At 42.4% G+C, this 24,615-nt stretch carries 25 protein-coding genes and 1 pseudogene; 5 read left to right on the forward strand and 21 right to left on the reverse strand.

The features are described 5' to 3' along the window. Positions 1-5: 5 nt before the first annotated feature. From ACFRAK_RS21080 to ACFRAK_RS21115, 8 genes are all read right to left on the reverse strand, one after another. Positions 6-668 carry a 3-oxoacid CoA-transferase subunit B gene (locus tag ACFRAK_RS21080; protein WP_144528238.1) on the reverse strand — a complete coding sequence of 221 codons (663 nt, stop codon included), beginning with the start codon at positions 666-668 and terminating at the stop codon, positions 6-8. Next, complete coding sequence (locus ACFRAK_RS21085) at positions 653-1,351, reverse strand: CoA transferase subunit A (protein ID WP_387600546.1); 699 nt, start codon at positions 1,349-1,351, stop codon at positions 653-655. Before ACFRAK_RS21085 ends, ACFRAK_RS21080 begins: the two co-directional genes overlap by 16 nt. A 10-nt stretch (positions 1,352-1,361) precedes the next feature. Next, on the reverse strand, positions 1,362-2,729 hold the full coding sequence (locus tag ACFRAK_RS21090; protein ID WP_387600543.1) for an aspartate aminotransferase family protein: 1,368 nt from the start codon (positions 2,727-2,729) through the stop codon (positions 1,362-1,364). A 75-nt stretch (positions 2,730-2,804) separates the two neighbouring features. Next, on the reverse strand, positions 2,805-3,035 hold the full coding sequence (locus ACFRAK_RS21095) for a ferredoxin (protein WP_076364212.1): 231 nt from the start codon (positions 3,033-3,035) through the stop codon (positions 2,805-2,807). A 13-nt stretch (positions 3,036-3,048) separates the two neighbouring features. Next, complete coding sequence (gene ablB, locus ACFRAK_RS21100; RefSeq protein ID WP_387704893.1) at positions 3,049-3,912, reverse strand: putative beta-lysine N-acetyltransferase; 864 nt, start codon at positions 3,910-3,912, stop codon at positions 3,049-3,051. Between the two features lie 65 nt (positions 3,913-3,977). Then, on the reverse strand, positions 3,978-4,244 hold the full coding sequence (locus ACFRAK_RS21105; protein ID WP_192206310.1) for a YokU family protein: 267 nt from the start codon (positions 4,242-4,244) through the stop codon (positions 3,978-3,980). A 2-nt stretch (positions 4,245-4,246) separates the two neighbouring features. Continuing rightward, positions 4,247-5,683 carry a lysine 2,3-aminomutase gene (kamA, locus tag ACFRAK_RS21110; protein WP_387601011.1) on the reverse strand — a complete coding sequence of 479 codons (1,437 nt, stop codon included), beginning with the start codon at positions 5,681-5,683 and terminating at the stop codon, positions 4,247-4,249. Positions 5,684-5,946: 263 nt separating this feature from the next. Next, the gene (locus ACFRAK_RS21115; protein WP_394572431.1) at positions 5,947-7,428 is read right to left on the reverse strand and encodes a sigma-54 interaction domain-containing protein; all 1,482 of its coding nucleotides are present in this window, start codon (positions 7,426-7,428) and stop codon (positions 5,947-5,949) included. A gap of 174 nt (positions 7,429-7,602) precedes the next feature. Between ACFRAK_RS21115 and ACFRAK_RS21120 the strand changes: the two genes are divergently transcribed. Next, complete coding sequence (locus ACFRAK_RS21120) at positions 7,603-8,115, forward strand: GNAT family N-acetyltransferase (RefSeq protein WP_387601009.1); 513 nt, start codon at positions 7,603-7,605, stop codon at positions 8,113-8,115. Between the two features lie 218 nt (positions 8,116-8,333). Here the strand turns inward: ACFRAK_RS21120 and ACFRAK_RS21125 are convergent, their stop codons facing one another. Further along, positions 8,334-9,323, reverse strand: coding sequence for a LacI family DNA-binding transcriptional regulator (locus ACFRAK_RS21125; protein ID WP_387600531.1), 990 nt, complete (start codon positions 9,321-9,323; stop codon positions 8,334-8,336). A 152-nt stretch (positions 9,324-9,475) separates the two neighbouring features. On the opposite strand from ACFRAK_RS21125, the gene ACFRAK_RS21130 reads away from it, so the two are divergent. Further along, positions 9,476-10,324: an HAD-IIB family hydrolase gene (locus ACFRAK_RS21130; protein WP_387600528.1), complete on the forward strand. Its 849-nt coding sequence runs from the start codon at positions 9,476-9,478 to the stop codon at positions 10,322-10,324. A gap of 76 nt (positions 10,325-10,400) precedes the next feature. Here the strand turns inward: ACFRAK_RS21130 and ACFRAK_RS21135 are convergent, their stop codons facing one another. The 7 genes from ACFRAK_RS21135 to ACFRAK_RS21165 all read right to left on the reverse strand — a co-directional run bounded on the left by ACFRAK_RS21135 (position 10,401) and on the right by ACFRAK_RS21165 (position 18,928). Next, complete coding sequence (locus ACFRAK_RS21135; protein WP_394572434.1) at positions 10,401-11,318, reverse strand: peptidoglycan-binding protein; 918 nt, start codon at positions 11,316-11,318, stop codon at positions 10,401-10,403. 289 nt (positions 11,319-11,607) lie between these two features. After that, positions 11,608-12,255, reverse strand: a complete 648-nt coding sequence (locus ACFRAK_RS21140) for a 3-oxoacid CoA-transferase subunit B (RefSeq protein ID WP_192206315.1) — start codon at positions 12,253-12,255, stop codon at positions 11,608-11,610. 17 nt (positions 12,256-12,272) lie between these two features. Next, on the reverse strand, positions 12,273-12,968 hold the full coding sequence (locus tag ACFRAK_RS21145) for a CoA transferase subunit A (RefSeq protein ID WP_230303876.1): 696 nt from the start codon (positions 12,966-12,968) through the stop codon (positions 12,273-12,275). A gap of 32 nt (positions 12,969-13,000) precedes the next feature. After that, positions 13,001-14,386, reverse strand: a complete 1,386-nt coding sequence (locus tag ACFRAK_RS21150) for a GntP family permease (protein WP_387704899.1) — start codon at positions 14,384-14,386, stop codon at positions 13,001-13,003. 687 nt (positions 14,387-15,073) lie between these two features. Beyond that, entirely contained in the window at positions 15,074-16,744 is a 1,671-nt protein-coding gene (locus ACFRAK_RS21155; protein ID WP_387600514.1) for a sigma-54 interaction domain-containing protein, read from the reverse strand. A 64-nt stretch (positions 16,745-16,808) separates the two neighbouring features. After that, on the reverse strand, positions 16,809-17,984 hold the full coding sequence (locus ACFRAK_RS21160) for an acetyl-CoA C-acetyltransferase (protein ID WP_387704903.1): 1,176 nt from the start codon (positions 17,982-17,984) through the stop codon (positions 16,809-16,811). Continuing rightward, the gene (locus ACFRAK_RS21165; protein WP_394572438.1) at positions 17,981-18,928 is read right to left on the reverse strand and encodes a 3-hydroxyacyl-CoA dehydrogenase family protein; all 948 of its coding nucleotides are present in this window, start codon (positions 18,926-18,928) and stop codon (positions 17,981-17,983) included. Before ACFRAK_RS21165 ends, ACFRAK_RS21160 begins: the two co-directional genes overlap by 4 nt. Before the next feature lie 257 nt (positions 18,929-19,185). Here ACFRAK_RS21165 and ACFRAK_RS21170 point away from each other — a divergent pair, with 257 nt between their 5' ends. Both ACFRAK_RS21170 and mleCBF read left to right on the forward strand, forming a co-directional pair. Further along, positions 19,186-19,962, forward strand: a complete 777-nt coding sequence (locus ACFRAK_RS21170; RefSeq protein WP_394572440.1) for a 3-hydroxybutyrate dehydrogenase — start codon at positions 19,186-19,188, stop codon at positions 19,960-19,962. 303 nt (positions 19,963-20,265) lie between these two features. After that, positions 20,266-21,108, forward strand: a complete 843-nt coding sequence (gene mleCBF / locus ACFRAK_RS21175) for a CBF family alpha/beta fold macrolide esterase (protein ID WP_387600502.1) — start codon at positions 20,266-20,268, stop codon at positions 21,106-21,108. Positions 21,109-21,164: 56 nt separating this feature from the next. On the opposite strand, the gene ACFRAK_RS21180 is transcribed toward mleCBF, so the two are convergent. After that, entirely contained in the window at positions 21,165-21,338 is a 174-nt protein-coding gene (locus ACFRAK_RS21180) for a YjcZ family sporulation protein (RefSeq protein ID WP_387600499.1), read from the reverse strand. Positions 21,339-21,627: 289 nt separating this feature from the next. Here ACFRAK_RS21180 and ACFRAK_RS21185 point away from each other — a divergent pair, with 289 nt between their 5' ends. Beyond that, positions 21,628-22,140: a hypothetical protein gene (locus tag ACFRAK_RS21185; protein WP_387704911.1), complete on the forward strand. Its 513-nt coding sequence runs from the start codon at positions 21,628-21,630 to the stop codon at positions 22,138-22,140. A 57-nt stretch (positions 22,141-22,197) separates the two neighbouring features. Here ACFRAK_RS21185 and ACFRAK_RS21190 read toward each other — a convergent pair whose 3' ends face one another. The 4 genes and pseudogenes from ACFRAK_RS21190 to ACFRAK_RS21205 form a co-directional block, all read right to left on the reverse strand. Beyond that, on the reverse strand, positions 22,198-22,434 hold the full coding sequence (locus ACFRAK_RS21190) for a DUF4083 domain-containing protein (protein WP_394572443.1): 237 nt from the start codon (positions 22,432-22,434) through the stop codon (positions 22,198-22,200). A gap of 555 nt (positions 22,435-22,989) precedes the next feature. Then, on the reverse strand, positions 22,990-23,088 hold the full coding sequence (locus ACFRAK_RS21195) for a ribonuclease E inhibitor RraB (RefSeq protein WP_387600490.1): 99 nt from the start codon (positions 23,086-23,088) through the stop codon (positions 22,990-22,992). A gap of 58 nt (positions 23,089-23,146) precedes the next feature. Then, positions 23,147-23,509: pseudogene (locus ACFRAK_RS21200) on the reverse strand (SRPBCC family protein). A gap of 151 nt (positions 23,510-23,660) precedes the next feature. After that, positions 23,661-24,533 carry an AraC family transcriptional regulator gene (locus ACFRAK_RS21205; RefSeq protein WP_394572447.1) on the reverse strand — a complete coding sequence of 291 codons (873 nt, stop codon included), beginning with the start codon at positions 24,531-24,533 and terminating at the stop codon, positions 23,661-23,663. Positions 24,534-24,615: the final 82 nt, after the last annotated feature.

Consider the following 24,615-nt stretch of genomic DNA (forward strand, 5'->3'; position numbering starts at 1 on the left):
TCGACTTATTCAATCGTGTTGACGGCAGCATGGATTTTCAATGTCGCCTCTGTATTCCTTATCACATCATCGACGGTATATGGCGCCATGACTTCCTTCAGCACCAATCCCTCTTCTGTAACTTCCATGACAGCCATATCCGTAATGATTAAATCCACACTCTGCCTCGCCGTCAATGGGAGCGTACATGCCTTCAATATCTTCGATTCACCCTGCTTATTCACGTGATTCATCAGGACGATCACCTTTTTCGCTTTCTGGGCAAGCTCCATTGCCCCGCCCATACCCGGCACCCGCTTTCCTGGGACGATCCAATTCGCCAAATCCCCTTTTTCACTGACCTCCAGGGCTCCAAGGATGGTGATGTCGATGTATCCTTTCCTGATCATTCCAAAAGCTGTCGCACTGTCAAAATAGGAAGCTCCCATTACAGTGGTGATCGGGAACCCTCCTGCATTACAGAGGGCAGGATCTTCTTGCCCGGGATCAGGACTTGGCCCTGTACCGAGAACTCCATTTTCCGCATGGAACAGCACATGAATATCTTGAGGTATATGGTCGGCCACCAAGGTAGGGATGCCGATGCCTAAATTGACGATCAATCCGTCATGGATTTCCTTGGCGGCGCGTTTCGCGATGCGATTTCGTACATCTACTGCCATGCCCATTTCCAATTCACCCCTTTTGTCGGAATCACCATATCTACATAAATGCCCGGTGTAGCAATACATTCCGGATCCAATTCGCCTACAGGAACGATTTCCTCCACTTCCGCAATCGTGAATGTTCCTGCCATCGCCACTAGCGGATTGAAGTTACATGCAGTCTTATCGTACACTAAATTCCCCAGCGAATCTGCCTTTTTGGCATGGACGATGCTGACTTCAGCCGTCAAAGCGGTTTCCACCAAGTATTCTTTTCCTTCTATCACCATCTTGTCCTTGCCTTCTTCGGCTATCGTACCAATCCCGACATCGACAAAAATCCCGCCTAAGCCTACACCGCCAGCACGAATCCGTTCGGCTAATGTCCCTTGCGGTGAAAATTCCACCTGCAGCTTTCCTTCAGTCATGAGCCTGCCGGCATTAGGGTTTGAACCGATATGCGAGGCGATCACTTTCTTTGCCCTTTCAGCAGTCACAAGCCGCCCAATGCCGATGTCAGGGAATCCAGTATCATTGCCAATCAAGGTCAATTCCTTAACGCCCTTGTCAAGAATACCCTGTACGAGCGTCGGAGGAGTCCCCACTCCGCCAAACCCGCCATACATGAGTGTGCATCCATCGGAAATATGCTCCAATGCTTCTTCCATGGTCACAATTTTGTTTTTCTTCGTAATGACCTGCTTCATAACGTTCCTCCTAAATAGCCTGCATGTCCTCAATCAAACCTTCCGTGTGCAATTCTTGCTGCAACTCTTCGAGGGAAGCTTCCAGTATCTTGACGAGGGTATCGATTTCTTCATTAGTAATGATTAATGGCGGAGATATGATAACCGCATCGCCAGCGATTCCTTCAATCGCACCTGCAGCAGGATAGATCAACAGCCCCTTAGCAAAAGCCTTATTGACAAGCCTTGTAGTCAGGCCGATTTGCAAGTCGAATGGCGTTTTTGAAATCCGATTGGAGACAAACTCAAGCCCAAGGAGCAGCCCTTTCCCTCTTACATCACCAATGATGTCGAATTTTTCAGCCAATCCTTCCAGCCTCTTAAACAGATATTGACCTTTCTCTTCCGCTGCCTGAACCAGGCCATTTCGCTCAATGTAGGAAAGCACTTCCAATGAAACGGCTGCAGATAGAGGGTTTGCACTATATGTGTGTCCAGCCATGATTGATTTCGAACCTTTTAAAATGGGCTCCATGACACGGTCAGTAATCATCGTGGCTGCCATTGGTGTATAGCCGGCACTCATTCCTTTACCCAATGCGATGATATCCGGGGTGACTCCCCAGTGTTCCATTGCGAACATTTTTCCTGTTCGGCCGATTCCCGTCATTACCTCATCGGCGATAAAGAGAATGTCATAGGTTTCGCAGATCTCCTTAATCCTTTGATAGTAGCCATCCGGCGGTGTTACAGCACCAGCCGATGCCCCAATTATCGGTTCTGCGATGAAGGCTGCGATATTCTCGGAGCCGACCCTTTGAATAGCTGTCTCCAGTTCATCTGCACACTTAAGCTTGCATCCGGAAGTTTCATTATTATGAGGACAGCGATAGCAGTAGGGAGCAGATATGCTAGGGAAATCTTCCAATAGCGGCACAAAACGTTTTCTTCTTGGTACATGGCCTGACATCGATAATGCGCCCATCGTGATCCCGTGATAACTCGTCCACCTGGATATGATGCGATTTTTTCGCTCGAACCCTTTTTCTTGCCAATGTTGTATCGCGATCTTCATTGCCGTTTCGGTCGCTTCCGAGCCACTATTCACAAAAAATGACCAATTCAAATCCCCTGGAGCCAACTCACTCAGCTTTTTTGCCAAGGCCTCTGCGGCTCCACTCGTAAAATGAGACCTATATGCAAAGGAAACCTTGCGTGCCTGCTCCGTCATTGCCTCGACAACATCCAATACACCATGGCCTATACTTGCTGTGACCGCTCCTGATGAGCCGTCTATATACTGTTTTCCATCTATATCATAAAGGTAAATTCCATTCCCATGAGAGATAGTGGGATAATGTTGATCTAAAGTAGGTTTAATCAAATGATTCCGTTCCATTTCATCTCTCCTTTTTCACGTTCGTACACACTGCTCATTATCTATCAATCAATTAAGTTCTTAAAAGAAACCGATCTACCAACTAAAAGGTTCATCCTGAATCAGGATGGATTCGGTAGGGCAGCCTTCCATAGCATCTTGCATGTCATCATGCAGGATCTCAGGAACTTCGGCAATCCCCTGATTATCGTCCAAGATGACGAAAGCGATTCCTTGATCATCATAGTCATAAATCTCAGGACCAGTTGCACCGCATGCCCCGCATGCAATACAGGTTTCTTTATCAACCCATGTGTATTTAGCCATAGAAACAATCCTCCTACTTGACGGATAAATCTTTACCCCAAATATTCATATCCTCATACTTATCCCAAATATTGCAATTCTTCGTTAATCTGCCTCCATATTCATATCCCAGCTGATGAAAGACTGCGTTCATGCCCATTGACAATGATCGCGCCAATGAATAAGAGCAATAAATGTTTTTCCTGAACAATTCTTGTTCCAATGCGGAGATGAGCACCTTCATGAAACCATGCTTTCGATGTTCGGGAATCGTTGCACAGTCCGTCAATTCAGCATTGTGATACATCTCATTCACTTCAGCGGATGCAGCACTCACGATGGTTCCTTCATATTCGATTACACTAAAGATCGTGCCTTCCTCCATCACTTTCTTGATATATCGCTCATCATTCATCGGTGTAGGATAGGTTTCAAAAATGGCACCGTATAACTCCGCCAGCTCTTTTGCATCTTCAACCGTAGCAAACCGGAGGATATAGTCCTTAGGAATTTGCTGAGATTCCATTACCCTTGGAACCTTGCTTATCTCTTGGATGACTTTATCTTCCTTGACCCAAAAGTCGCTCGTTCGCCTTTCATCCGTTAAATAGAAGGCCATGCAATAGGCATCATTCCCTTTGAAATACTTGTTCAATATGCCTTCCAGCATGAATCCTTGACCCAATGCCGCTGATAAATCTTCATTTCTGGCCTTAAGTATCACTTTAGTGAAGCCCTGCTCCTTTGCGATGGCAAGGGCCCGATCGATCGCTTTTTTGACATTTCCCCGATAATCATCCATGCGTAAGCGCTGATTGGCATGATCATGATAGAGTTCCATCGTATAACAATCCCCAGTCTCCACTTGGGTGAAAAAAGGCAGCTTTTGAACAGGCATTACGTACCCCCCTTATTTAAAGAATTCGGGAGAAGAGATGCATATCATCCGCTTCTCCCGGCATTCTATTTCCAATTGAATAATTTTTTGACAGGTGCCTGAAGAAGCTGATCATACGTGAACTCATCAGGATATTCACTCACATCATATATAGACAAGGCTTCATCCACCTTTTGATTCATCGAATCGGACACATAGATTCCACACTCAGGACAGTTCACGGCTGGAACTTGAAGGACTTTTATCGAGCGTTTCCCGTCAGGCATGATCCAGTAACAATCCTTCTTTTCACTTTCTTCCACGTTCGGGGCGTTGCACCACAAGCAATCCATCTTCATTCCTCCTTGCCTTCGGATTTAACCGAGCCACTAACGGCCATGGCGCTCTTTTTTTCTTGGGCTAGCCTTAATTTTTCCTTCATCTCATCCCGTTTATCACGGCGGTCCTTCAAGGAAGCATGTTCCTCAGTGCTTTCATACGATTTTCTCTTGTCAAGACGACGAAGGCCCTCTGGCACCAAATTGAATTTCTCGTCCGTCATGAGAGCTGAAATCCCGACGGCTTCTTTCCTATCCGCCGTACCATACACTTCATCAAAGTAAGCATCCGCACTGCCGGCAACATAATTCTTCGGCTCCGGATAGCTTGTGATAACTCCTTCAAAGTTCCGTAAAACGACTTTATCCGGACTTTGCGAAAGAAGGTAATTCGGAGTCAGGGCAATCTTTCCGCCTCCGCCAGGAGCATCCACCACAAAGGTCGGCACTGCATATCCTGATGTATGGCCGCGCAGCGCTTCAATGATTTCAAGCCCTTTTGAAACCGGCGCCCGGAAATGGCCAATCCCTTCAGATAGATCACATTGATAAATGTAATAAGGTCTTACCCTTGCTTTTACACAGTCATGCATAAGCTTTTTCATGATATGTACACTATCGTTGATTCCAGCCAGGATGACTGCCTGATTACCAAGCGGCACGCCTGCCATCGACAGCATATCACATGCTTTTTTCGCTTCATCCGTCAGTTCAAGTGAATGATTGAAATGCGTATTCAACCAAACCGGATGATATTTTTTCAGAATGTTACATAAATTTTCCGTAATCCTCTGCGGGAAAACGACCGGTGCACGTGTTCCGATCCGAATGATTTCCACATGCGGGATGGCACGTAAGTTACTCAATACGTATTCAAGAATCTTATCATTGATCAGCAAACCATCTCCGCCAGAGATCAGCACGTCCCTTACTTCCGGAGTGTTCCGGATATATTCAATCGCCCCATCAAGCTGCTTCTTCGGGACACCCATGCCAACCTGACCTGAGAAACGGCGTCGCGTACAATATCTGCAGTACATGGAGCATTGGTTCGTTACAAGGAATAGAACGCGATCCGGATATCGATGCGTCAATCCCGGAACAGGGGAATCCTCATCCTCATGCAGCGGATCCTCCAAATCATATCTAGTCTTGTTCATTTCTGCCGAAAGCGGTACCGACTGTAAACGAATCGGACAGCGAGGATCATCGGGATTCATCAATGAAGCATAATAAGGCGTAATGTTCAACGGAATCGTTTGAGTCGAAATCCGGACTCCTTCCTCTTCTTCAGGTGTCAGGTTGACGACCTTTTTCAGATCATCCAGTGTTTTAATCGTATTGGTCAATTGCCAGAGCCAATCATTCCACTGCTCTTCCGTTACATCTTTCCATAATTCGATATCATTATAATGCCTGCGTCCACCTAGGTATTCTTTATGTTTTACATCCATTCCCATCAAATTCATTTAAAATGCCCCCCTTATTCTAAAAGCTTATATATATACTCTCGCAAGAATGATGCCAACATGAATAACACGGTAAACATAAGCAAAAGGGGGCAAACCGAGCTTAAAGTCGCAAGAAATTTTTCAATACGCATAATTTTTTGCAGCCAGTTTCTTTGCGCCATGCGAAAAAAGAGGGTCTCTTTTCACAAGAGCCCTCTTCAGGTTACATGATCAAGAAAGTAGCAGCGTTTTCAAAAAACCTGAATTCACTTTGATTCCTTCGATCCCGCCGTATAAACTTTCTCAATGCCGTACTTGTTTAACTTATATTGCAGCCCCTGTCTTTTAATATTGAGGGCTTCTGCCGTTTTGCTGATATTTCCGTTATATTTCTCGAACATTTTGATGATCATTTCCCTTTCCATTTCTTCAAGAACGACAGGTAAATCAATCTTGTCCTGCAATGGGGAAGGATGGCTCTGCGCATTTGCTGCAGCATAATTTCCTGAAGGGAAAAGATAAGCGGGAAGATGATGTTCATCAATCATGTCTTCTCCTGCGTCCATGACGTTAAAGGTCAACTCGATGGCATGTCCCAGTTCACGAATGTTCCCTGGCCATTGATATTGAAGAAGCCGCTGCATCGCCTTTTGACTGATCCCGCGCACTTCGGTAAAAAATGATTTGTTGAACTTTTGAATAAAGTGATTGACGATTTCCGGAATATCCGTTTTACGCTCCAAAAGAGAAGGCATTTGGACCGTCACGACATTCAGGCGGAAAAATAAATCCGAGCGAATGATTCCCCGCTCCAACGCCTCTTCTGGAGATATGTTCATCGCAGCAATGATCTTAACATTAACCTTCTGCTCCTTCGAACCTCCAACACGGCGCACCTCACCTTCCTGAAGCACTCGCAGCAATTTTGCCTGCAGACCGAGGTCGAGGCTATTCAGCTCATCAAGGAAAAGGGTTCCGCCATTCGCCTGTTCAAAAATGCCCATGCGATCCATCGCTCCGGTAAAAGCCCCTTTCGTCGTCCCGAACAGCAGACCCTCCATCAATTCCTTTGGAACAGCTGCACAGTTCTGCGCGATGAAAGGCTGATTTCGCTGAGCACTTACATTATGTATACTTTGGGCGACCAGTTCCTTCCCTGTCCCGGTGGGTCCATAAATCATGACTGGGGAATGTGTACGGGCCGCTTTTTTCGCCAATGAAATCGCTTGCTGAAAAGCAGGGCTACTACCAATCAAATCACTAAAATGATAGGACGCCGTCCCTTCAGGGAACTTGCTTTTCTTATGGGTCTCGACCAGCTGGGAACGCAAATCGACAATTTGGTCGTACATATTCATGACCTTCGTAATATCCTTTGCGATTTCCACTGCCCCTATAATTTCACCATCCTCATACAGAGGATACGTACTATTGATCGACGTTATTTTTTTCTCTTTTACATTGACATATGTTTGAATGGACTCAATCGTTTCATTGCCTTTTTCCAATGCTACATGCAGCGTACTGGATTCATCAGTCAATGAAGGATAAAGCTGAAAAATATTCTCCCCCAGCACCTGTTCACGATCAAGCCCGTCGATATGTGCCATCATTTCATTGTAGAATACCGTATCCCCATCCTTATTCACGATATGGACACCCACATTGATCACATTCAATATCCATTCAAATTGAGTGGAAAACTGATTTACTGAAGATTTCATTTCTTCATCTCCGTTCTCTGTCATTTGATAGAATCACCTGTAAATTATAGCATTTAATGGGAAACATTCATCTCTTTATTCTTATAAGATTAAAACTTCAACAGAAAGGCCATAGATTAATAAGTTCAAAAAAAAGGAATATCGCACCAAGCCAAGAAAATTAATATAAAGAAGAATTAAAATTAAGGGGTGAGTCGGATTTCAGACCGAAGCAAAGAAACGAAAATAGAAATTAAACCGTGGGAAGATACAGACCTTGAATTACTTTTTCAACTAAATGCCCCAGAAATGATGGAACACCTTGGCGGACCAGAAAATAGTGAACAAATCCTGAAACGCCATCAACGGTATCTACAGATTGGGGATAAGGGGTGCATGTTTAGCATCGACTCGTTTCCGGAGGCAGAGGCAGCCGGTTCCGTCGGCTACTGGCAAACAGTGTGGAATGATGAATATGTATACGAAATCGGCTGGAGCGTCCTCCCTTCCTTTCAAGGAAAAGGAATCGCATCTCAAGCCGTGAAGGCACTGATAGAGAAAGTCAAAGCCGAACGAAAATACAAATGCATTCACGCTTTCCCTTCGATCAATAATTCTGCATCAAACGCAATTTGCCGCAAGCTCGGCTTCAACCTCATCTCCGAATGTGAATTCGAATACCCGGCAGGGAGCTTTATGAGATGCAATGATTGGTGCTTGGAACTTGAATGAATTCTTTAGATGATTAGCGGACTCGTGCAGGACGGATTATTCCAGGGTAAGTCGAATCATGACGGTTTTAGGTGCATTATTTCCCGGGAAAGTCGAATTATTCCCAGGGCAGGACGGATTGCATCCTATCCGACAACATCCATATAGCCGGAACTGCTTAACGTGTCTGTCTAAAAGGATAATGAACCTGAATAGGAAGTTTTATATCTTAATGATGGTTAGGTTGATTCCCTGATTTTAAGTTTGGTAGGCAATTTAATAATGTCCCGCTTTAATTCCAAACCATCATTTAAATATTTTATTAATTCCATTACAGTGCGCTGTCCCAGTTCCATAATTGGTATATCGATTGTGGTTATGGTGGGGGTTGTGACTTGGCAAATCGATTGATTATCATAGCCAACTATAGCTAGGCATTCCGGTATTTTGTAGCCCAATGTAGTTGCCTTTTTAATAATTCCTGCTGCGACCTGATCATTTCCAGTAAATAAGGCAGTAGGCTTTTCTTTTAATTTTAATATTTCATCACAAATACGGAATCCATCTTCAATATTAAAACCATGTCCAAATATCCAATCTTCATTGTGTAGTAAATTATTATCCGCTAACGCTTTTAAAAACCCCTTTTTTCTTTGACCCTGAGCCTGACTATAAGAAGTATCGTAGCAAAAACCTATCTTCCTATGGCCTTTTTTTATTAAATGATTAACCGCTTTGTAAGTCGCTTCAAATTCGCCATAACCAATAATCGGTATAGAGGCGGAATGATGGTATTCATTACACAGTAAAATTGGGCCGTATTTCAAATAAGGCTTTATTACATTCCATTCATTTTCTAACGCTCCTAAAATAACTCCATCTACTTCTCTATTCTTTAATTTTTCCATAACATCCAATTCATTTTTCGAATCATAAAAGGTTTGAAAAATAAGAACTTTATAATCATTTTCCAACGCTGCCAGAGATACCCCTTTAACCAATTGGGCAAAGAATGGATGATCGAATCTTGGGACTGATAGTGCAATGGTTTGGGTTTTATTTGTCCTAAAATTCCGGGCAAGTGAACTTGGTGCATAATCAAGTTCTTCAATGACCTTTAAGATTTGTTCCCTTTTTTCTTTCGATACATATGGATGATTATTCAAGACTCTAGATACCGTTGTTTTAGAGACATTACATATCTTGGCTATCTCGCTAATTTTAGTCATTTGATCACATCCTTATAATAAGTGGTTGACATGTTATCGATTTCAGAAGTTATTATTAAACCGTTCCTCACATATCACATATTACCAAATTTTCCTGAGTTGCATTTTTACATGTTATTGAAGCGGATATTTTTAGCTAATGGAGGGTTGTTATGTTATTGAATAAAAAGGGCGGGTTTCAGTTACTGCCAAATGTTGAAGACCCAAAATACATTGTATTCTGTGATTTTGATGAAACCTATTATCCTCACTCCATGAGTCACGAGAGGCAGAAAGATTTATATGAACTTGAAAATTACTTAGAAGCAAAAAGTCATGATGAAGAACTTGTCTTTGGCTGGGTCACTGGAAGTAGAATCGAATCAATATTACATAAAATGGAGCAAGGTGGCTTCAGATTTTTCCCGCATTTTATTGCCAGTGACTTAGGTACCGAAATCACCTATTTCTCAGAAAATAATTTTTTGGAAAATGATCCAGATTGGCATTCACAGATTACTATCGAAGAATTTAATAAAAGGAAAGTCGATGAAATTTATCATGTTCTACATAACGGCAATATACCATTGATTCCTCAGACTCAAATGGGAAGTTCACGCTACAAAAGAAATTATTATTATCAAATACAACATGAATCCGTCGACAAGAAGAACTTGGCCACCATCCAAATGGTGGCCAAAGAGTACGGGATAGGGGTAAATATCAATCGTTGCAATCCCCTTGCCGGAGATCCTGAAGATAGTTATGATATAGACTTTATTCCATTAGGCACTGGAAAAAATGAAATTGTACGTTTTATGCTAGACAAATTCGCGCTGAGTCGGGAGCATGCCATTGCATTCGGGGATAGCGGCAATGATCTGCTCATGTTAAAAAGTGTTAAACATGGTTACCTGGTAGGGAATGCAACTCAAGAAGCGAAGGAAGCTCATCCTAAAATAGCGACAGGCACATACTCTAAAGGAATATTAAGAACTCTGCAATCCATAATTAATCATTGAGGGGAAGTATAAGTAGTGAGAAGTTGGAGCGCTTTTGCCACAGCTTTAACTTCCTGCTAACGGTATGGTTTTTCTATCAAGCAAGCAATTCATCCCATGTTTCTTGACCTGCAAGCTTATCAGCGGAAATCTTGCTTGCCTTTTGGTATTGAAATAATGCCGCCTCTGTTTTTCCCCCGAATTCTCCGTCAAGGGACCCGGGGTGAAACCCTTTCAAATAGAGCGCTGCTTGCAGGATCCATGTGATATTGCCAGCAGCTCCTTTTTTTAAGGTGACGGTTGCTGTCTTGGTTTTAGGTCCCCATTTTCCATCGACAATTAACTTTTTATTGTATTGCTTATTCAGCTCTGTTTGTAAACCTTTTATTAAAGCCGATCGAGTTTTTGGACCATAAAACCCATCACCTTCAATATTCGTTTTATATCGGCTATTTAACGTTTTTTGTATCGAAATTATATGACTATCTCCTTTGCTGGCCTTCGGCATTTCAATTTTTTCTAATTTGAATGTAAGGTGAGGTTCTTTTCCTGCTTGTAACTGTGCAAAAGATAACCCGCCTGTCATCTCCAAGTGGGGATAATCCTTGAATGAACTCCACTCCCCGCCCCATTTAAAACCTAAATCCTTGCCTATGGCAGCCACGCGCTGCCACTTTGAATCAACTGTCCATATCGCCCTCTTGCCATCATCACTCACAATGAAGAAATCAATGGCCAGTCCATAATTATGATAAGTTTGCCCTGGTTTAGCGTTCGTCACAATAGGTTTAGCTAGATTGCTATAACTTTTTCCATTGTAGCTGTAAACTCGTCCTTGACCATAAAGTGCGGCTTGTTCTTCCAAAGAGCGATGGCCCGCACTTATCTGTACAGTGATCCCTTCAGTATAAGCACGTTCCAACATTTCCAATGCTGATGCCTTCACCACAGGGTTTATCCCTTTGCCCATCCTTTTCACTGATCGATCCAATAATGTTCGTAATGCTACCGTCAAAATGCAATCCCTCCTTTTAAGTTCCCATCAGGCTTTATATAAGCCTTTTTAATGGAAAAGTAGCATGGTTGGAAAAGTTTGTTCTCATTTATTAGTGAATGGTATTTAACAAACGTTCCAGCTGATTTCAGAAATCCGCTCCCTTTCCGCCGACTGCCTGCCAAGCGTCTGTGGGGTTGTTCCTTCACAATAGAAAGGGAATTTCCCAAAAAAAATTAGACTACTTCCGTTCGCCCGTTTGCGAATGGAAGTAGTCTATTAATGAATTATTTTATTAATCTCTTTAAACTTACGCCTTAATTTCAATAGAAGGGCTTATTGTAAAGTCAGCCTCTGTTTTACTTTTCACTTCATCAAGTGTTATGCCATTTTGCAATTCTATCAATTCCATGCCAGCTTCTGTAAATTGAAAAACAGCCAGTTCGGTAATCAGGCAATGGACGACTTTTTCCCCCGTCAATGGCAATGTACAGCTCTTTTTCACTTTGGATTCCCCATGCTTGTTCACATGGTCCATAATGACAACGATTCTTTTTGCGCCTTGGACGAGATCCATCGCCCCTCCCATTCCTTTTACCATCTTCCCTGGAATCATCCAGTTTGCCAAGTCCCCATTCTCGGACACTTCCATCCCGCCTAAAATGGCCAGGTCGATGTGGCCTCCGCGAATCATCGCGAACGATTCAGCGCTATCAAAAAATGATGCCCCGGATTTTGCGGTTACTGTTTCTTTTCCGGCATTTATCAAATCCGGATCGACTTCATCCTTTTGTGGATAAGGCCCGATTCCCAGTAAGCCATTTTCCGATTGAAGCATGACATTAAAGTCATTTGGAATCATGTTGGCAATCAAGGTCGGCATTCCAATCCCTAAATTCACACACATACCATCTTGGATTTCTTTAACGGCCCGTTCTAAAATTAGTTGTCTAGTCATTCGAATACTCCTCCTTTTTATGCGTTAGCAGTTGTAAGTTTTTCAATTCGTTTTTCATAGTCATTTCCTACAAGCACTTTCTGTACATAAACCCCTGAAGTATGAATTTCATCTGGATCAAGTTCTCCTGTGCCCACGAGCTCCTCCACTTCGACAAGCGTGACTTTTCCTGCAGTGGCAACGACAGGGTTAAAATTCCTTGCCGTTTTCCGATATACAAGATTACCGAAATGATCTGCTTTCCAGGCTTTTACAAAGGCAAAATCTCCGACTATTCCTTTTTCCATAATGTATGTGCGGCCATCAAACTCTTTATGTTCTTTACCTTTCGCGACTTCCGTTCCTACTCCTGTAGCTGTATAAAAGGCAGGAATTCCCGCTCCGCCCGCTCTTAAACGCTCGGCCAGCGTTCCTTGGGGAACTAGCTCGACCTCCAGCTCGCCACTTAAAAATTGCTGTTCAAATAACTTATTTTCCCCTACATAAGAAGCGATCATTTTTTTGATTTGCTTATTTTCAAGCAATAGACCTAGACCCCAATCGTCGACTCCACAATTGTTGCTGACAATCGTCAAATCCTTTACCCCTTTGTTACGCAAAGCAATGATCAGTTTTTCTGGTATTCCGCTTAATCCGAATCCGCCAACGATAATGGTTGCTCCATCCTCGATTTGTTGAATAGCGCTATCAAAAGATGTTAATAATTTACTCATTTTCCATCATCTCCATTCTTAATACTATTCTATTAAATAAACAGTGAAGTTGCAAAAGCTATGATGAACACGGTCACTGTTTTCAAAATCGTAATCGCAAAGATATCCTTATAAGATTGACGATGTGTCAGTCCAGTAATGGCAAGCAAGGTAATGACGGCACCATTATGCGGCAGCGTATCCATTCCGCCAGATGCCATGGATGCAATTCGATGAAGCATTTCAGGGGTGATTCCGACACTTTGGGCCACCTGCAAATAGTGACCTCCCATTACTTCTAACGCGATCGAAAGTCCACCTGACGCGGATCCGGTAATCCCTGCCAGCACATTGACGGCGATGGCTTCGGATACGAGTGGATTGCCGCTTGCATCGAACACCCAGTTTTGAATGACCGAGAATCCAGGAAGCGTTTTCACCACATTCCCGAAACCGACTTCAGATGCAGTATTGAATATGGCAAGCAAGGATCCCATTGCCGCAGCTGTTAATCCAGTTGCCAATTTGACCTTGATACGTCCAACATTCAGAAGCATCGCTGCAATAATACCGATTGACAATGCAACAATCAAAGACCAGGATGAAGTGACTGTGCTTACATCGGCAATGTTGAAAGTTTCCTTCAACATCGATGCATCATACCAGTGCTTAACCGAAATGGCACTCCGGCTGAAAGCAAAATTAAACGCTACGACAAGGATGAGCGGTACGATGGACAGCCAAAAGTTAGGCAGGTTTTGCTGTTCTGCACTTTCTGGTTCATTAATATGTCCTTCCCCGTAGCCTTCGCCATTTGCCAACGCTTGTTTACGGCGACGCTCTAACCAGATCATTCCTCCAGTGAATACCATGATCGCGCCAATAATCCCCATTATTGGGGCTGCATAGGTATCCGTTCCGAAATAATTCGTTGGAATGATATTTTGAATTTGAGGTGTTCCAGGAAGGGCATCCATCGTATAAGTGAAAGCGCCTAACGCTATCGTTCCTGGCAATAATCTTTTTGGAATGTCTGCTTCTTTAAAGATTGCCGCTGCAAATGGATAAACGGCGAATGCCACGACAAACAATGAAACCCCGCCGTATGTCAGCGCCGAACACGCCAGCACCACGGCAAGAATGGCCTGCTTTGAGCCTAGTGATTTTACGATGGTTTTGGCAATGGATGCAGCTGCACCGCTCATTTCCATGACCTTTCCAAATACGGCCCCTAATAAGAATATCGGAAAAAACGCTTTTATATAGTTAGCAGCAAACGTCATATATGTCTCTGTATAACTCGGCAGCAAATGTCCACCGGATAAAATGACCGCCAATAAAGTAACGATCGGCGCTATGATAATGACCGGATAGCCCCGGTAGGCTAAAAAGATTAAAAGTCCCAGCGCCACAACAATGGCTAAAATTTGAATCACCAACTCAATTCCCCCTTTTCTCCCCTTGCCCCAAAATAATTTCAGAAGCCCTTAAGCAGAACTAGTAATCTCCTAAATTCCATATTTTCAACTTTTCCGCCTTTGCCATCCAAGCTTGCCTTCCCCAAGTCAAGCTGAATGATCTTCCTAAGTGGTTTCCAATTATTGAGAACGCTTTCAGCAATCTGCTGAATTACGAAATCCCCTTTCATTTTACGTGGAAACACAATATAAAATGACAGATAGGCCATTCACAAAAGTAATTATGCAATTATTGTGCCAACTTAAGGACAATGAAAAATGACATCTTTTAAAGCCTTTTCCAACACTTTTTTTCCCTGTTTATCAATAAAATCCTTTAAAACTGTCAAGGTTTCAGTACACATACGTATAGACTTCGAAAAAGTGTAAGCCTTTTCTTACACCATTTATATTTCCTTTCATTTTTTGTGCGGATTTCCTTACATATCAAATATTTGCTGGGGAAAAATTCTTAAGAGGTGGGGAATAAGTATAAAAAAAAGTGCCCTTGGGCTAAAGGGCACTTCAGACTGTAGACATACTCAAAGAAAACCGAGTTGGTCTATAGTTATTTTGATCGTTGATTTCCTCTCCAGGCACTCGCTTTCCGTCCAATCTACTATTTTAAAAATTTTGAAAGTACCCTTCGCAAAAGGACAATTTCTACATTCATAAACCATATTTATTCATTTTTTCATACAGTGTCGTGCGGCTCACTCCGAGTCTCTTTGCCGTTTCTGATTTATTACCAGAAGTCATTTCCAAACATGAAACGATTGCAGCCCGTTCGGTTTCATCCATCACTTCAGCTAAAGTGCGAATCGATACTGATTCTTTATGCCCTGTTATTTCTTTAGGGAGATGCTTGGAACGTATCATTTCCCCTTCTTCCACAATATTCATTGCGCGTTCAATGATATTCTCCAACTCACGGATATTACCCGGCCATTTATAAAGACGCAACAGCCGTAAAGCTTGTTCACCCATCCCCGTTACGCGTTTTTTCATGAGGTTCTGGTATTTTTCAACAAAATGGTTTACCAGTATTTCAATGTCCTCCGGTCGCTCTTTCAAGGAAGGAACCTGGATTTGCAAGACCTTCAGCCGGTAATACATATCAAGTCGGAATTCCCCCTTCGAGACCATTTCCTCCAGATTACGGTTCGTTGCAGCGATTACCCGTACATCAATCGGAATGCTTCCCGTCGAACCGACCCTCTCGATCTCTTTTTCTTGTAACACACGGAGCAGCTTAACCTGCATATGCAGTGGCAGCTCACCGATTTCATCGAGAAAAATCGTTCCGCCTTCAGCCGCTTCGAACTTACCTGCTTTTCCGCCTTTTTTTGCACCAGTGAAAGAACCTTCTTCATAACCGAATAGCTCTGACTCCAGCAGCTCTGCCGGGATGGCGGCACAATTCACTTTGACAAATACACCCATGGCCCTTCTGCTATCATTATGAATGGAATGGGCAAACAGCTCCTTACCTGTTCCGCTTTCACCCAAGATCAACACATTCGAGTCACTTTTAGCGGCAATTTTGGCTTGACCTTTTACTTCCATGAAAGCAGGACTTCTCCCCATCAAATGATCAAACGTATAGGAGGCCTTATTCCTCTCGCGAAAATCGCCTTTGTACTTTTTCAGCTCGACTTCTAGTGAATTTATCCGTTTGGAAAGAGCGGTAAATTGGCCGACATTCTTAAACAGAATCTTTCCGACCGCCCCTATTAATTTACCTTGTTTCCTTATCGGGGAGCGGGTCGCAATTATATAATTATCTTTTATTTTTTGTAATTCAGCGACCTCTTGCTTGCCAGTTTTGGCGACCACATGCATACGGGTATTTTCAATGACCTCCGTTACATGTTTCCCTATGGAACTTTCCTGATCGACGCCAAGAAAATCCGCATAAGCGTGGCTAAGCATTTGGACATACCCTTCCGTATCGACCATCACCAAGCCGTCATAGGCAAATTCGATAATATCCTTAAACAGAAGTTCTTCATGATTATCGCTGTTAAGAAAATCACTTTTATTATTTGTAAATAATAGGAGATAAATCTGATACTCTTCATCACCCATTTGAATGATGGCCTTTCTGACAATTCCATTATGATCATTCAAACGAATCGGAGTATTTACAGCGGGTACAAGTTTTTTTTCAATAATCAAATTTATTTGCAGATCCAATTCATTCTCAGCAAAAGCCTCGGATAATACGCGATTGCTGAGAACGATTTCTGTTTCGTTTTTGGTTACCAAAACACCAAAAGGCAATTCTTCCAATATCGCTTTCACTAATTCCAATTGAATCGTTTTATTATCGCTGGCCATTCCTATTCTCCTTAACCCGTCTGAAGTTTCCTCCATTATATCATAGGAAAAAGGGGCCAAGTCATTACCGTTCCACAATCAGCGCAGTTCCCTGACCGCCACCGATACATAATGTGGCAAGGCCGGTTTTTGCATCCCTAAGCTTCATTTCATACAATAAAGTCACTAAGATTCGGGCACCGGAAGCACCTACCGGATGACCCAGAGCTATTGCACCGCCATTTACATTCACTTTCTCCGGATTCAGTTCAAGGTCTTTAAGCACGGCGAGTGATTGTGCCGCAAAGGCTTCATTCACTTCCATCAAATCAAGATCATCTATTGTCAATCCCGCTTTTGCCAAAGCCTTCCTTGTCGCAGGCACAGGACCGTATCCCATGATTTTCGGATCAAGCGCAGTGTTTGCATATGACTTAATTGTCGCTAATGCTTCCAGCCCCAGCTCGTCCGCTTTTTCTTTAGACATCAGGACTAACATCGCACCCCCATCATTGATTCCGGATGCATTTCCTGCCGTAACCGTCCCATTTTCCTTGAAAGCAGGGCGCAGCTTCGCTAGCTGGTCGATCGTCAGCCCATGACGCGGGTGTTCATCTTGGTCCACCAAGATCGTCTTTCCTCTGCGTTTATATTCTACAGGTACGATTTCATCTGCAAATCGTCCTTCAAGCTGTGCCTTTTCAGCCTTCAGTTGGCTATTTAAAGCAAATTCGTCCTGCTTTTCACGGCTGATTTCCCACTGCTCGGCGATATTCTCCGCAGTCACGCCCATATGATATTGATTAAAAACATCCGTCAAGGCGTCATATGTCATGGAATCGACTGCTTCGGCATTACCCATTTTCTGTCCAAAACGATAATTCGGAAGTAAATATGGAGCATTGCTCATGCTTTCAATTCCCCCGGCAAGAATCACATCAGCATCGCCAAGGGCAATGAATTGCGCTCCCATTATTACCGTCCGGAGGCCAGATCCGCAAAGTTTATTTATGGCCATGGCCGGCGTTGTTTCCGGAATCCCTGCATGAATCGCAACCTGACGTGCCACATTTTGCCCTAATCCAGCAGACAGAATATTCCCTACCAATACCTCATCGATCATGTCAGCCGAGATATTTGCCCGCTTAATCGCTTCCTTGGCGGCCACAACTCCCAAGTCAACCGCCGACACATTGGCAAGACTGCCTCCAAAAGAACCAACTGGTGTTCTTGCTGCCCCCACAATCACTACTTCTCTCATAATACTTCCTCCTTCTCCATTTTTAATTTTCCCAGTTTAATATAATTACGGTTCCTCTCATTGATTTTCTGGGAAACGGCAGATCCTTCATACGTAAAAATCCCTTCTCCCGACTTCGCCCCAAGTTTTCCCTTGGCTACCAAATCACGAATCAAATCAGGGGCTTCCTTACTTTGATCCAATACCGGTGAAACATTATCAAAAACGCGCTGCCATGTATCCAATCCGCCAAAATCTGCAATCTCGATCGGTCCAGTAAATGCCCACCGAAAACCTGGTCCAGCTGTTATCGCCGTATCGATATCCTCAGCATCGGCAACGCCCTCTTTCAATAGATAAAAGGCTTCCCGCATCAAGGCAGTCTGGAGACGATTGGCGATGAATCCTGCTATTTCTTTTTTTAAGAGAATCGGAGACTTGCCGATTCTACGCATTAAATCCATTGTTGTCTTGACGATTTCAGGCTTTGTTTCGTCATGCTGAACAATTTCAACCAACGGAACCAAATGGCCAGGATTAAAGAAATGCGTGATGACCATTCTGTCCGCAAACGAGGCCTTCACCATCAATTGAGAAATCGGAAAGGTCGATGTATTTGAAGCGACAATGGCATCCGGTTTGATTATTCCCTCCATTTGCTGATATAGATTCAACTTCAGCTCAATGACTTCCGGAATCGCCTCAATGATAAGGTCAGCATCCCTTACAGCCCCTTCCAAATCTACGCTATACGTAATATTCGCTAAAGCATCTTGCTTTTCCTGATCAGTCATGGCCCCTTCCTCAATGAGCAGTGATAGATTCTCAGAAATCCGATTTTGGGCATGGTGTAGCAACTCTTCCTTTATATCATTAATGGTGACAAGATACCCGCTAACTGCAAAAGACTGAGCGATCCCGCTCCCCATTACACCTGAACCGATAATGGTTATTTTTTTAATCATCCAGCTTCCCCTTTCCGTTTCAAATACCTTTATTTACTCACCTTTTTATCTATGCAATATTTATGCCAAAGATAGGGGGAAATAAAATTCTTTTTTTATCTTGAAAATCATGATAGACTCTTACTCATTAACCTAAACCATATTTTTATAACCTTCCCTTTAATATTTCCAATGGAGTTTACCTTGTGAAATATTCCCTATTTACGACATGAAATGACAGACCTGGACCATTACATTTTTTATTGGAGGAATGTAATATGGTTAAAGATAAAGTGGCGATCATTACCGGATCTGCTAGAGGAATCGGTTTTGAGATCGGAAAGATATTCGCTGAAAATGGCGCAAAGGTCGTTTTGTCCGACCTTGATCAAAACACAGTTGAAAAAGCTGCTTTAGACCTGAGGAACAAAGGCTTGGATGTTATCGGCCTAAAAGCGGACGTAACAAGTGAAGAGGATATTATCCAACTAATCAAACAAGCTAAAGACAAATACGGTCGAATAGATATTTTCATCAATAACGCAGGCCTTCAGCATGTTGCTCCAATCGAGGAGTTTCCGACTGAAAAATTCGAGCTGATGATCAAAATCATGCTGACCGCGCCATTCATTTCAATCAAGAACGTTTTGCCGATCATGAAAGAACAAGGCTTCGGCAGAATCATCAACGTCTCTTCCATTAACGGCCTGATTGGATTTGCCAACAAAGCAGCGTACAATAGTGCCAAACACGGTGTAATCGGTTTAACGAAAGTCGCCGCATTGGAAAGCGCCTCTTTTGGCATTACCGTCAATGCCCTTTGCCCAGGATACGTAGACACACCTCTCGTCCGCGGTCAATTGGAGGATCTGGCGAAAACAAGACAGGTACCGCTAGAAAGCGTTTTGGAAGAGGTCATTTATCCACTTGTCCCACAAAACCGCTTACTTGATGTAAGTGAAATTGCCGGCTACGCCATTTTCCTCGCAAGCGACAAAGCTCGGGGCATCACAGGCCAGGCAGTCGTGTTAGATGGCGGATATACAGCTCAATAAAAGGAAAATGCATCTGCGATAAACCCCGAATAAATGACACCAAAAAAGGTGCTCTGCATTCGGGGTTTTCTGGCTTCTTGGGATTGTGGGAAAATTTGGTGGTTCACAGACCTCGCACATGTTACAGTAATATAGGGACATTTCCCATTTTACAAATATAAAAGGAGGCCTCGTCATGATTATTAAGTGGGTTAGACTGCGATAATTAAAAGCGCAGGCCAATCATCATGCTCCGGAAAGAATTTATTGATCTGCGCCATGGTAAACGGCTATTAGATAATATTTAATACGGAGGTAAAAAACATGAGTGAACAGATACTGAAAATAAATAAAGTGGATATATGTACAGAAAGTTTTGGAAACCCAAAGGACCCTGCTGTGCTTTTGATCATGGGAGCGATGTCTTCATTAGATTGGTGGGATGATGACTTCTGTCTCCTCCTCGCTGATTCGGGGAGGTTTGTCATTCGGTACGACCATCGGGATCTCGGACGATCTGTCAATTATGAACCCGGTACCTCCAACTATACAATAACGGACATGGCTGACGATGCCGCGGGTGTCCTGGACGCTTATTCCATAGAGCAGGCGTCTATCGTCGGAATGTCCCTAGGCGGTTTGATCGGCCAGATTCTTGCATTAAGATATCCGGAACGCGTAACTACGCTTACGCTAATTGCATCAAGTGTGTTCGGGACTGTAATGGAAAAACTCCCCCCAATGGACCAAAGCATATTGGATTATCATGCGAAGAGTGCTTCCATGGATTGGTCAAATCGGGAGGCGGCCATCGCTTTTCTTGCGGATGGATGGAAAACCTTAGCCGGTTCCAAACCTTACGAGCAGGAAAGAATGTATAAACTGGCACAAAGAGAGGCGGACCGCGCCAAACAACTGCCGAGCAGATTTAATCATGCTTTGCTTGCTGGCGGGGACGAATACTTTGATAGAATGGGTGAGATATCCGTACCTGTCCTCATTATTCATGGCACAGAAGATCCAGCCTTGCCATACGAGCACGGGCTTGCCCTTGCAAAAGCAATCCCTCATGCAGAATTAGTGGCTCTTGATGGATCGGGGCATGAGATTCATAGTGAAGATTGGGATGTAATTATCGATTCAATCATTAAGCTAACTTCACGATAAACTAGTCATAAAAGAAGCCGACCAATAAAGGTCGGCTTTTTTTTTATATACTACTTTTAGCAGTAACTGCCATACCCTTGTACGCCGCCGTACCCGCCGCCGTAACCGCCGCCGAAACAAGCAGCTCCAACGATGATTAAGAGTATAAACAAAACGACTATAAAAGCGAAGCCGCCACCAAATCCAACACCATCATTACAACAACTTGATTCATGACCACAATTTGACAATAGAAACATCTCCTTATTCGTTTTAGGAGGAAATAATTAAATGGGTTAATTCAACTTATGTTCCAATTAGGATAATGACACAAAAATCTCCGGAAAATTTTTAACAACCCACTAAACCATTTGGGAATCCAATTATGTCGGTCAAGAATATCGCCGATCCATGAACCAACTTGACGTTCCCAGCTTCGGCTGAAGAAGGAACAGGGTTAGCTACTGGCGGACGGCCCGACAAGCAATCCCTACTAAATTCGTTTATTGTACAATTAAGGTAAAAAGGTTCGAGGTATCTATGATAAAAGGAAATTCTTATATTCTTGTTTTCACCGTGCTTGTTATGTTTACAATAGTGCTTGTTTCGACTACACCAATAATAATTAAAACTTTACTTGCTTTTATAACGATTGCGTTTTTATTTCCTGTGATTAGGAAGCTTCTGTTTAAAGACAAATCAAGAAAAATTAAAGTGGCATTCTACTCATCATTGACCTTAACAATTGGTTTATTTCTAGTCTCAATTTTTGAAGAACCATCCTTGAATTCAGGTGGAGATTTTATTGTTGTTCTTTTTTATAGTTTGATTGGAAATTTCTTTTATGGCTTACCAGTCTCACTCATTGCTGAATTTATCTCAATCAAGTATTTCAATATTCGTTTCTGGTTATCTGGATTAATACATATTGGTTTTGGATTGGCTACATACTTTATTGACCAAGGAGGTTTCTTTATCTTTGCTGTCATTTGCTCCATAATCTTTTTTGCACTAGATGAAATCGCTATAGTATATTCTAACTTGCGCCGATAGTTTCATAAGAAGCTTTGATCTACATCTAATCTGCCCAGTTTAATACTATAAGCCTTACTATTGAGTGACATAAACTATGTAGGAGCAAAAAAAAAATGAAAAGGATAAATGAAAATAATCTCTTCTATCCTTTTCAAGCAGCTCAATTACTCTATCAAGTTTTTGTTCTATGCTATTGGATTTGTTTGACCTTGTAAGGAGAGACCGAACAAAAAAGTAAACAGCCAAAATGACGCCAAACAACAAAATAAATATAATCAGTTGATATACTATATCACCGGTATTGAAACCCAAAGAACTCCGCCCCTATCTTTTTTTGTATACTATACAGAACGTATATACTAAGCTTCTTGAACTATCCTCCGCCGCTAGTTGCATAAGAAAAAGGCCGCAAATCAAACTCCACTATTGAAGGAAAGCACATTTCATTAAGGATTCAAAATAAATTTATCCTTTTTTGGCCAATTATAGCATATATATCTTGCGTAATTCGATAACACTACGACTGTCTTGCTCCCCTGGCCATTTAGTTTTTCAAGAGAATCAACAAAACCCTTTACCAGAGTGATTTTTTAAAAAAGTAATTATTTTACACTTTAATACTGGAACATTTGTTCTATTTATGTTATTCTTATAAAAACAAATAAAAAGATCAAATCGCTACAAAAGATTTGACCATAATTATAATTAAAGGTCGGTTGTATCCGCGGGCCTTACACGGTTGTACCGCTGAGCCGAGCCATTTGCTAACGTTCAGGGTGCCGGTGATAAAGACAGCTCCGAACTTCAGCTAAAGCACCCGTTCGTTCATTAATAACCCGTAATTTCATAACAAGAACAGCTATTTAATCATTCATCCCCCCATCCATCTGTTTGCCCGCCATAAGGTTTACTTAGTCCATTAAGTCGTTTTTGTATATCAATAATATCTTCGTAAATTAAAAGCACTTATCTCTTCTGCAACAAAAAAAGACAGTAGCCCCCTGATAGTTAAAGCACCATTTCGTTAGTGCATATTCTCGGGAATCTTTTTCAGTGCCTTTGCACGAGAAATGATAAATTCTCTCATATACTTCTCTAAAAACAACTTATCAGCTAAAACTCCAATTGGACCGAACGGGGATTCATATTGAAATTTATCCATCATTATAGTTCCCCTGATTCTTCTATGAACTGATGTGTATGCACGAAGGAATGGAAGGCTCCCTTCACCATAATATCCACAAACTTATTTGGCTTTTCCATTAATGTCACTTGGGCTTTCAGCCTTTTTCGCTGTCGTTTTGGTATGGATATCCACGCCCCACTTAAGGTCAAAACATAAGTCAACTGGTGCTTTAATATATAGTTGATGTTCAATAACAGGCATCGCCCAATCTCCTTATATAATCACTTTCTACCCATCATTATTGCTCTTTTTAGCAAATAATACCTAGCCCTTATTCCATTATCCTGCCATGCTTGTTATATAAGAAAAAGCTGCCTTAAGACAGCTTTTCGAATAAATCTTTCGTCCAGTCTCACTTTTTCAAAACGGGGATCCATATTTCACTTCTAAATGTTGGTGAGGTCATATCTTTATTTTCATTCCAAAGGATTTCCGGTCCTTCCCTTTGTTCATAGTTTGAGGATGGAAACCATTCGGAATAAATACGTCCCCATACATTTTGCAGTGTTTCAGGAAAGGGCCCTACCGCTTCGAATACTGCCCATGTAGATGCATCAACTTCAAGCTGTGTTAAGTTATCTGGACATTCCCTCGTTGTCGCTGCGCCGATATAATGATCAAGCTCCCCTTTTTCCTCCATGCGGCCTTCGGTAAAATTCGCAGATGCACTAAGCAGCCCCAATGGCTCGACATTCGATAGGTTTTTAAGTTCATTTATCGTTTTCTCGTCTAAACTTTTCCACATAGATGCAATCCCTGGATTAACCCCGTTAAAAATGATTGGAACTCTTTTTTTAATTCCAATAATGTGAAATGCCTCTTTTTCTTCCATTCGATAGTTCATTTCACTGCCTCCTTTAATGGATAATTGGAAGGACATCGGTGGATATGCTTTAAGTGAATGGCCATTACTTCTCGCTTCTGATGGTGTGATTCCATGCAAATGTTGAAACGCTCTTGCAAAAGAGTCAGGTGAGCTGTATCCGTACTTTATCGCTATATCTATGACCTTTATGTTGTTATCCTTTAGCTCAAACGCTGCAAGTGTAAGTCGTCTTCGGCGGATATATTCGGATAGTGGGATACCTGCAAGGAAGGAAAACATCCTTTTAAAATGATATTCCGAGCAATAAGCTATTCTTGAAACTTCTTTAAAGTCAATTTCATTCGTAAGATTTTCTTCAATGAAGTTAATGGCACCATTCATATTTTTCAGCAAATCCATTCAATGACCTCCTTATATCAAAAGAATAGCAGGAATTGAATCGAATCATCCGACATTCCGTGCACGATTATGCAGGGTCCTT

It is taken from the genome of Peribacillus sp. NPDC056705 (genome assembly GCF_043656335.1).

Coding starts and splice junctions, on each gene's coding strand:
- ACFRAK_RS21125 (WP_387600531.1), bottom strand. CDS start 9,323: ATGACTAAAATTAGCGAGATAGCCAAGATATGTAATGTCTCTAAAACA.
- ACFRAK_RS21090 (WP_387600543.1), bottom strand. CDS start 2,729: ATGGAACGGAATCATTTGATTAAACCTACTTTAGATCAACATTATCCC.
- ACFRAK_RS21155 (WP_387600514.1), bottom strand. CDS start 16,744: ATGGCCAGCGATAATAAAACGATTCAATTGGAATTAGTGAAAGCGATA.
- ACFRAK_RS21080 (WP_144528238.1), bottom strand. CDS start 668: ATGGGCATGGCAGTAGATGTACGAAATCGCATCGCGAAACGCGCCGCC.
- ablB (WP_387704893.1), bottom strand. CDS start 3,912: ATGCCTGTTCAAAAGCTGCCTTTTTTCACCCAAGTGGAGACTGGGGAT.
- ACFRAK_RS21170 (WP_394572440.1), top strand. CDS start 19,186: ATGGTTAAAGATAAAGTGGCGATCATTACCGGATCTGCTAGAGGAATC.
- kamA (WP_387601011.1), bottom strand. CDS start 5,683: ATGGATGTAAAACATAAAGAATACCTAGGTGGACGCAGGCATTATAAT.
- ACFRAK_RS21085 (WP_387600546.1), bottom strand. CDS start 1,351: ATGAAGCAGGTCATTACGAAGAAAAACAAAATTGTGACCATGGAAGAA.
- ACFRAK_RS21165 (WP_394572438.1), bottom strand. CDS start 18,928: ATGATTAAAAAAATAACCATTATCGGTTCAGGTGTAATGGGGAGCGGG.
- ACFRAK_RS21140 (WP_192206315.1), bottom strand. CDS start 12,255: ATGACTAGACAACTAATTTTAGAACGGGCCGTTAAAGAAATCCAAGAT.
- ACFRAK_RS21145 (WP_230303876.1), bottom strand. CDS start 12,968: ATGAGTAAATTATTAACATCTTTTGATAGCGCTATTCAACAAATCGAG.
- ACFRAK_RS21095 (WP_076364212.1), bottom strand. CDS start 3,035: ATGGCTAAATACACATGGGTTGATAAAGAAACCTGTATTGCATGCGGG.
- ACFRAK_RS21105 (WP_192206310.1), bottom strand. CDS start 4,244: ATGGATTGCTTGTGGTGCAACGCCCCGAACGTGGAAGAAAGTGAAAAG.
- ACFRAK_RS21160 (WP_387704903.1), bottom strand. CDS start 17,984: ATGAGAGAAGTAGTGATTGTGGGGGCAGCAAGAACACCAGTTGGTTCT.
- ACFRAK_RS21185 (WP_387704911.1), top strand. CDS start 21,628: ATGATAAAAGGAAATTCTTATATTCTTGTTTTCACCGTGCTTGTTATG.
- ACFRAK_RS21115 (WP_394572431.1), bottom strand. CDS start 7,428: ATGACAGAGAACGGAGATGAAGAAATGAAATCTTCAGTAAATCAGTTT.
- ACFRAK_RS21130 (WP_387600528.1), top strand. CDS start 9,476: ATGTTATTGAATAAAAAGGGCGGGTTTCAGTTACTGCCAAATGTTGAA.
- mleCBF (WP_387600502.1), top strand. CDS start 20,266: ATGAGTGAACAGATACTGAAAATAAATAAAGTGGATATATGTACAGAA.
- ACFRAK_RS21205 (WP_394572447.1), bottom strand. CDS start 24,533: ATGGATTTGCTGAAAAATATGAATGGTGCCATTAACTTCATTGAAGAA.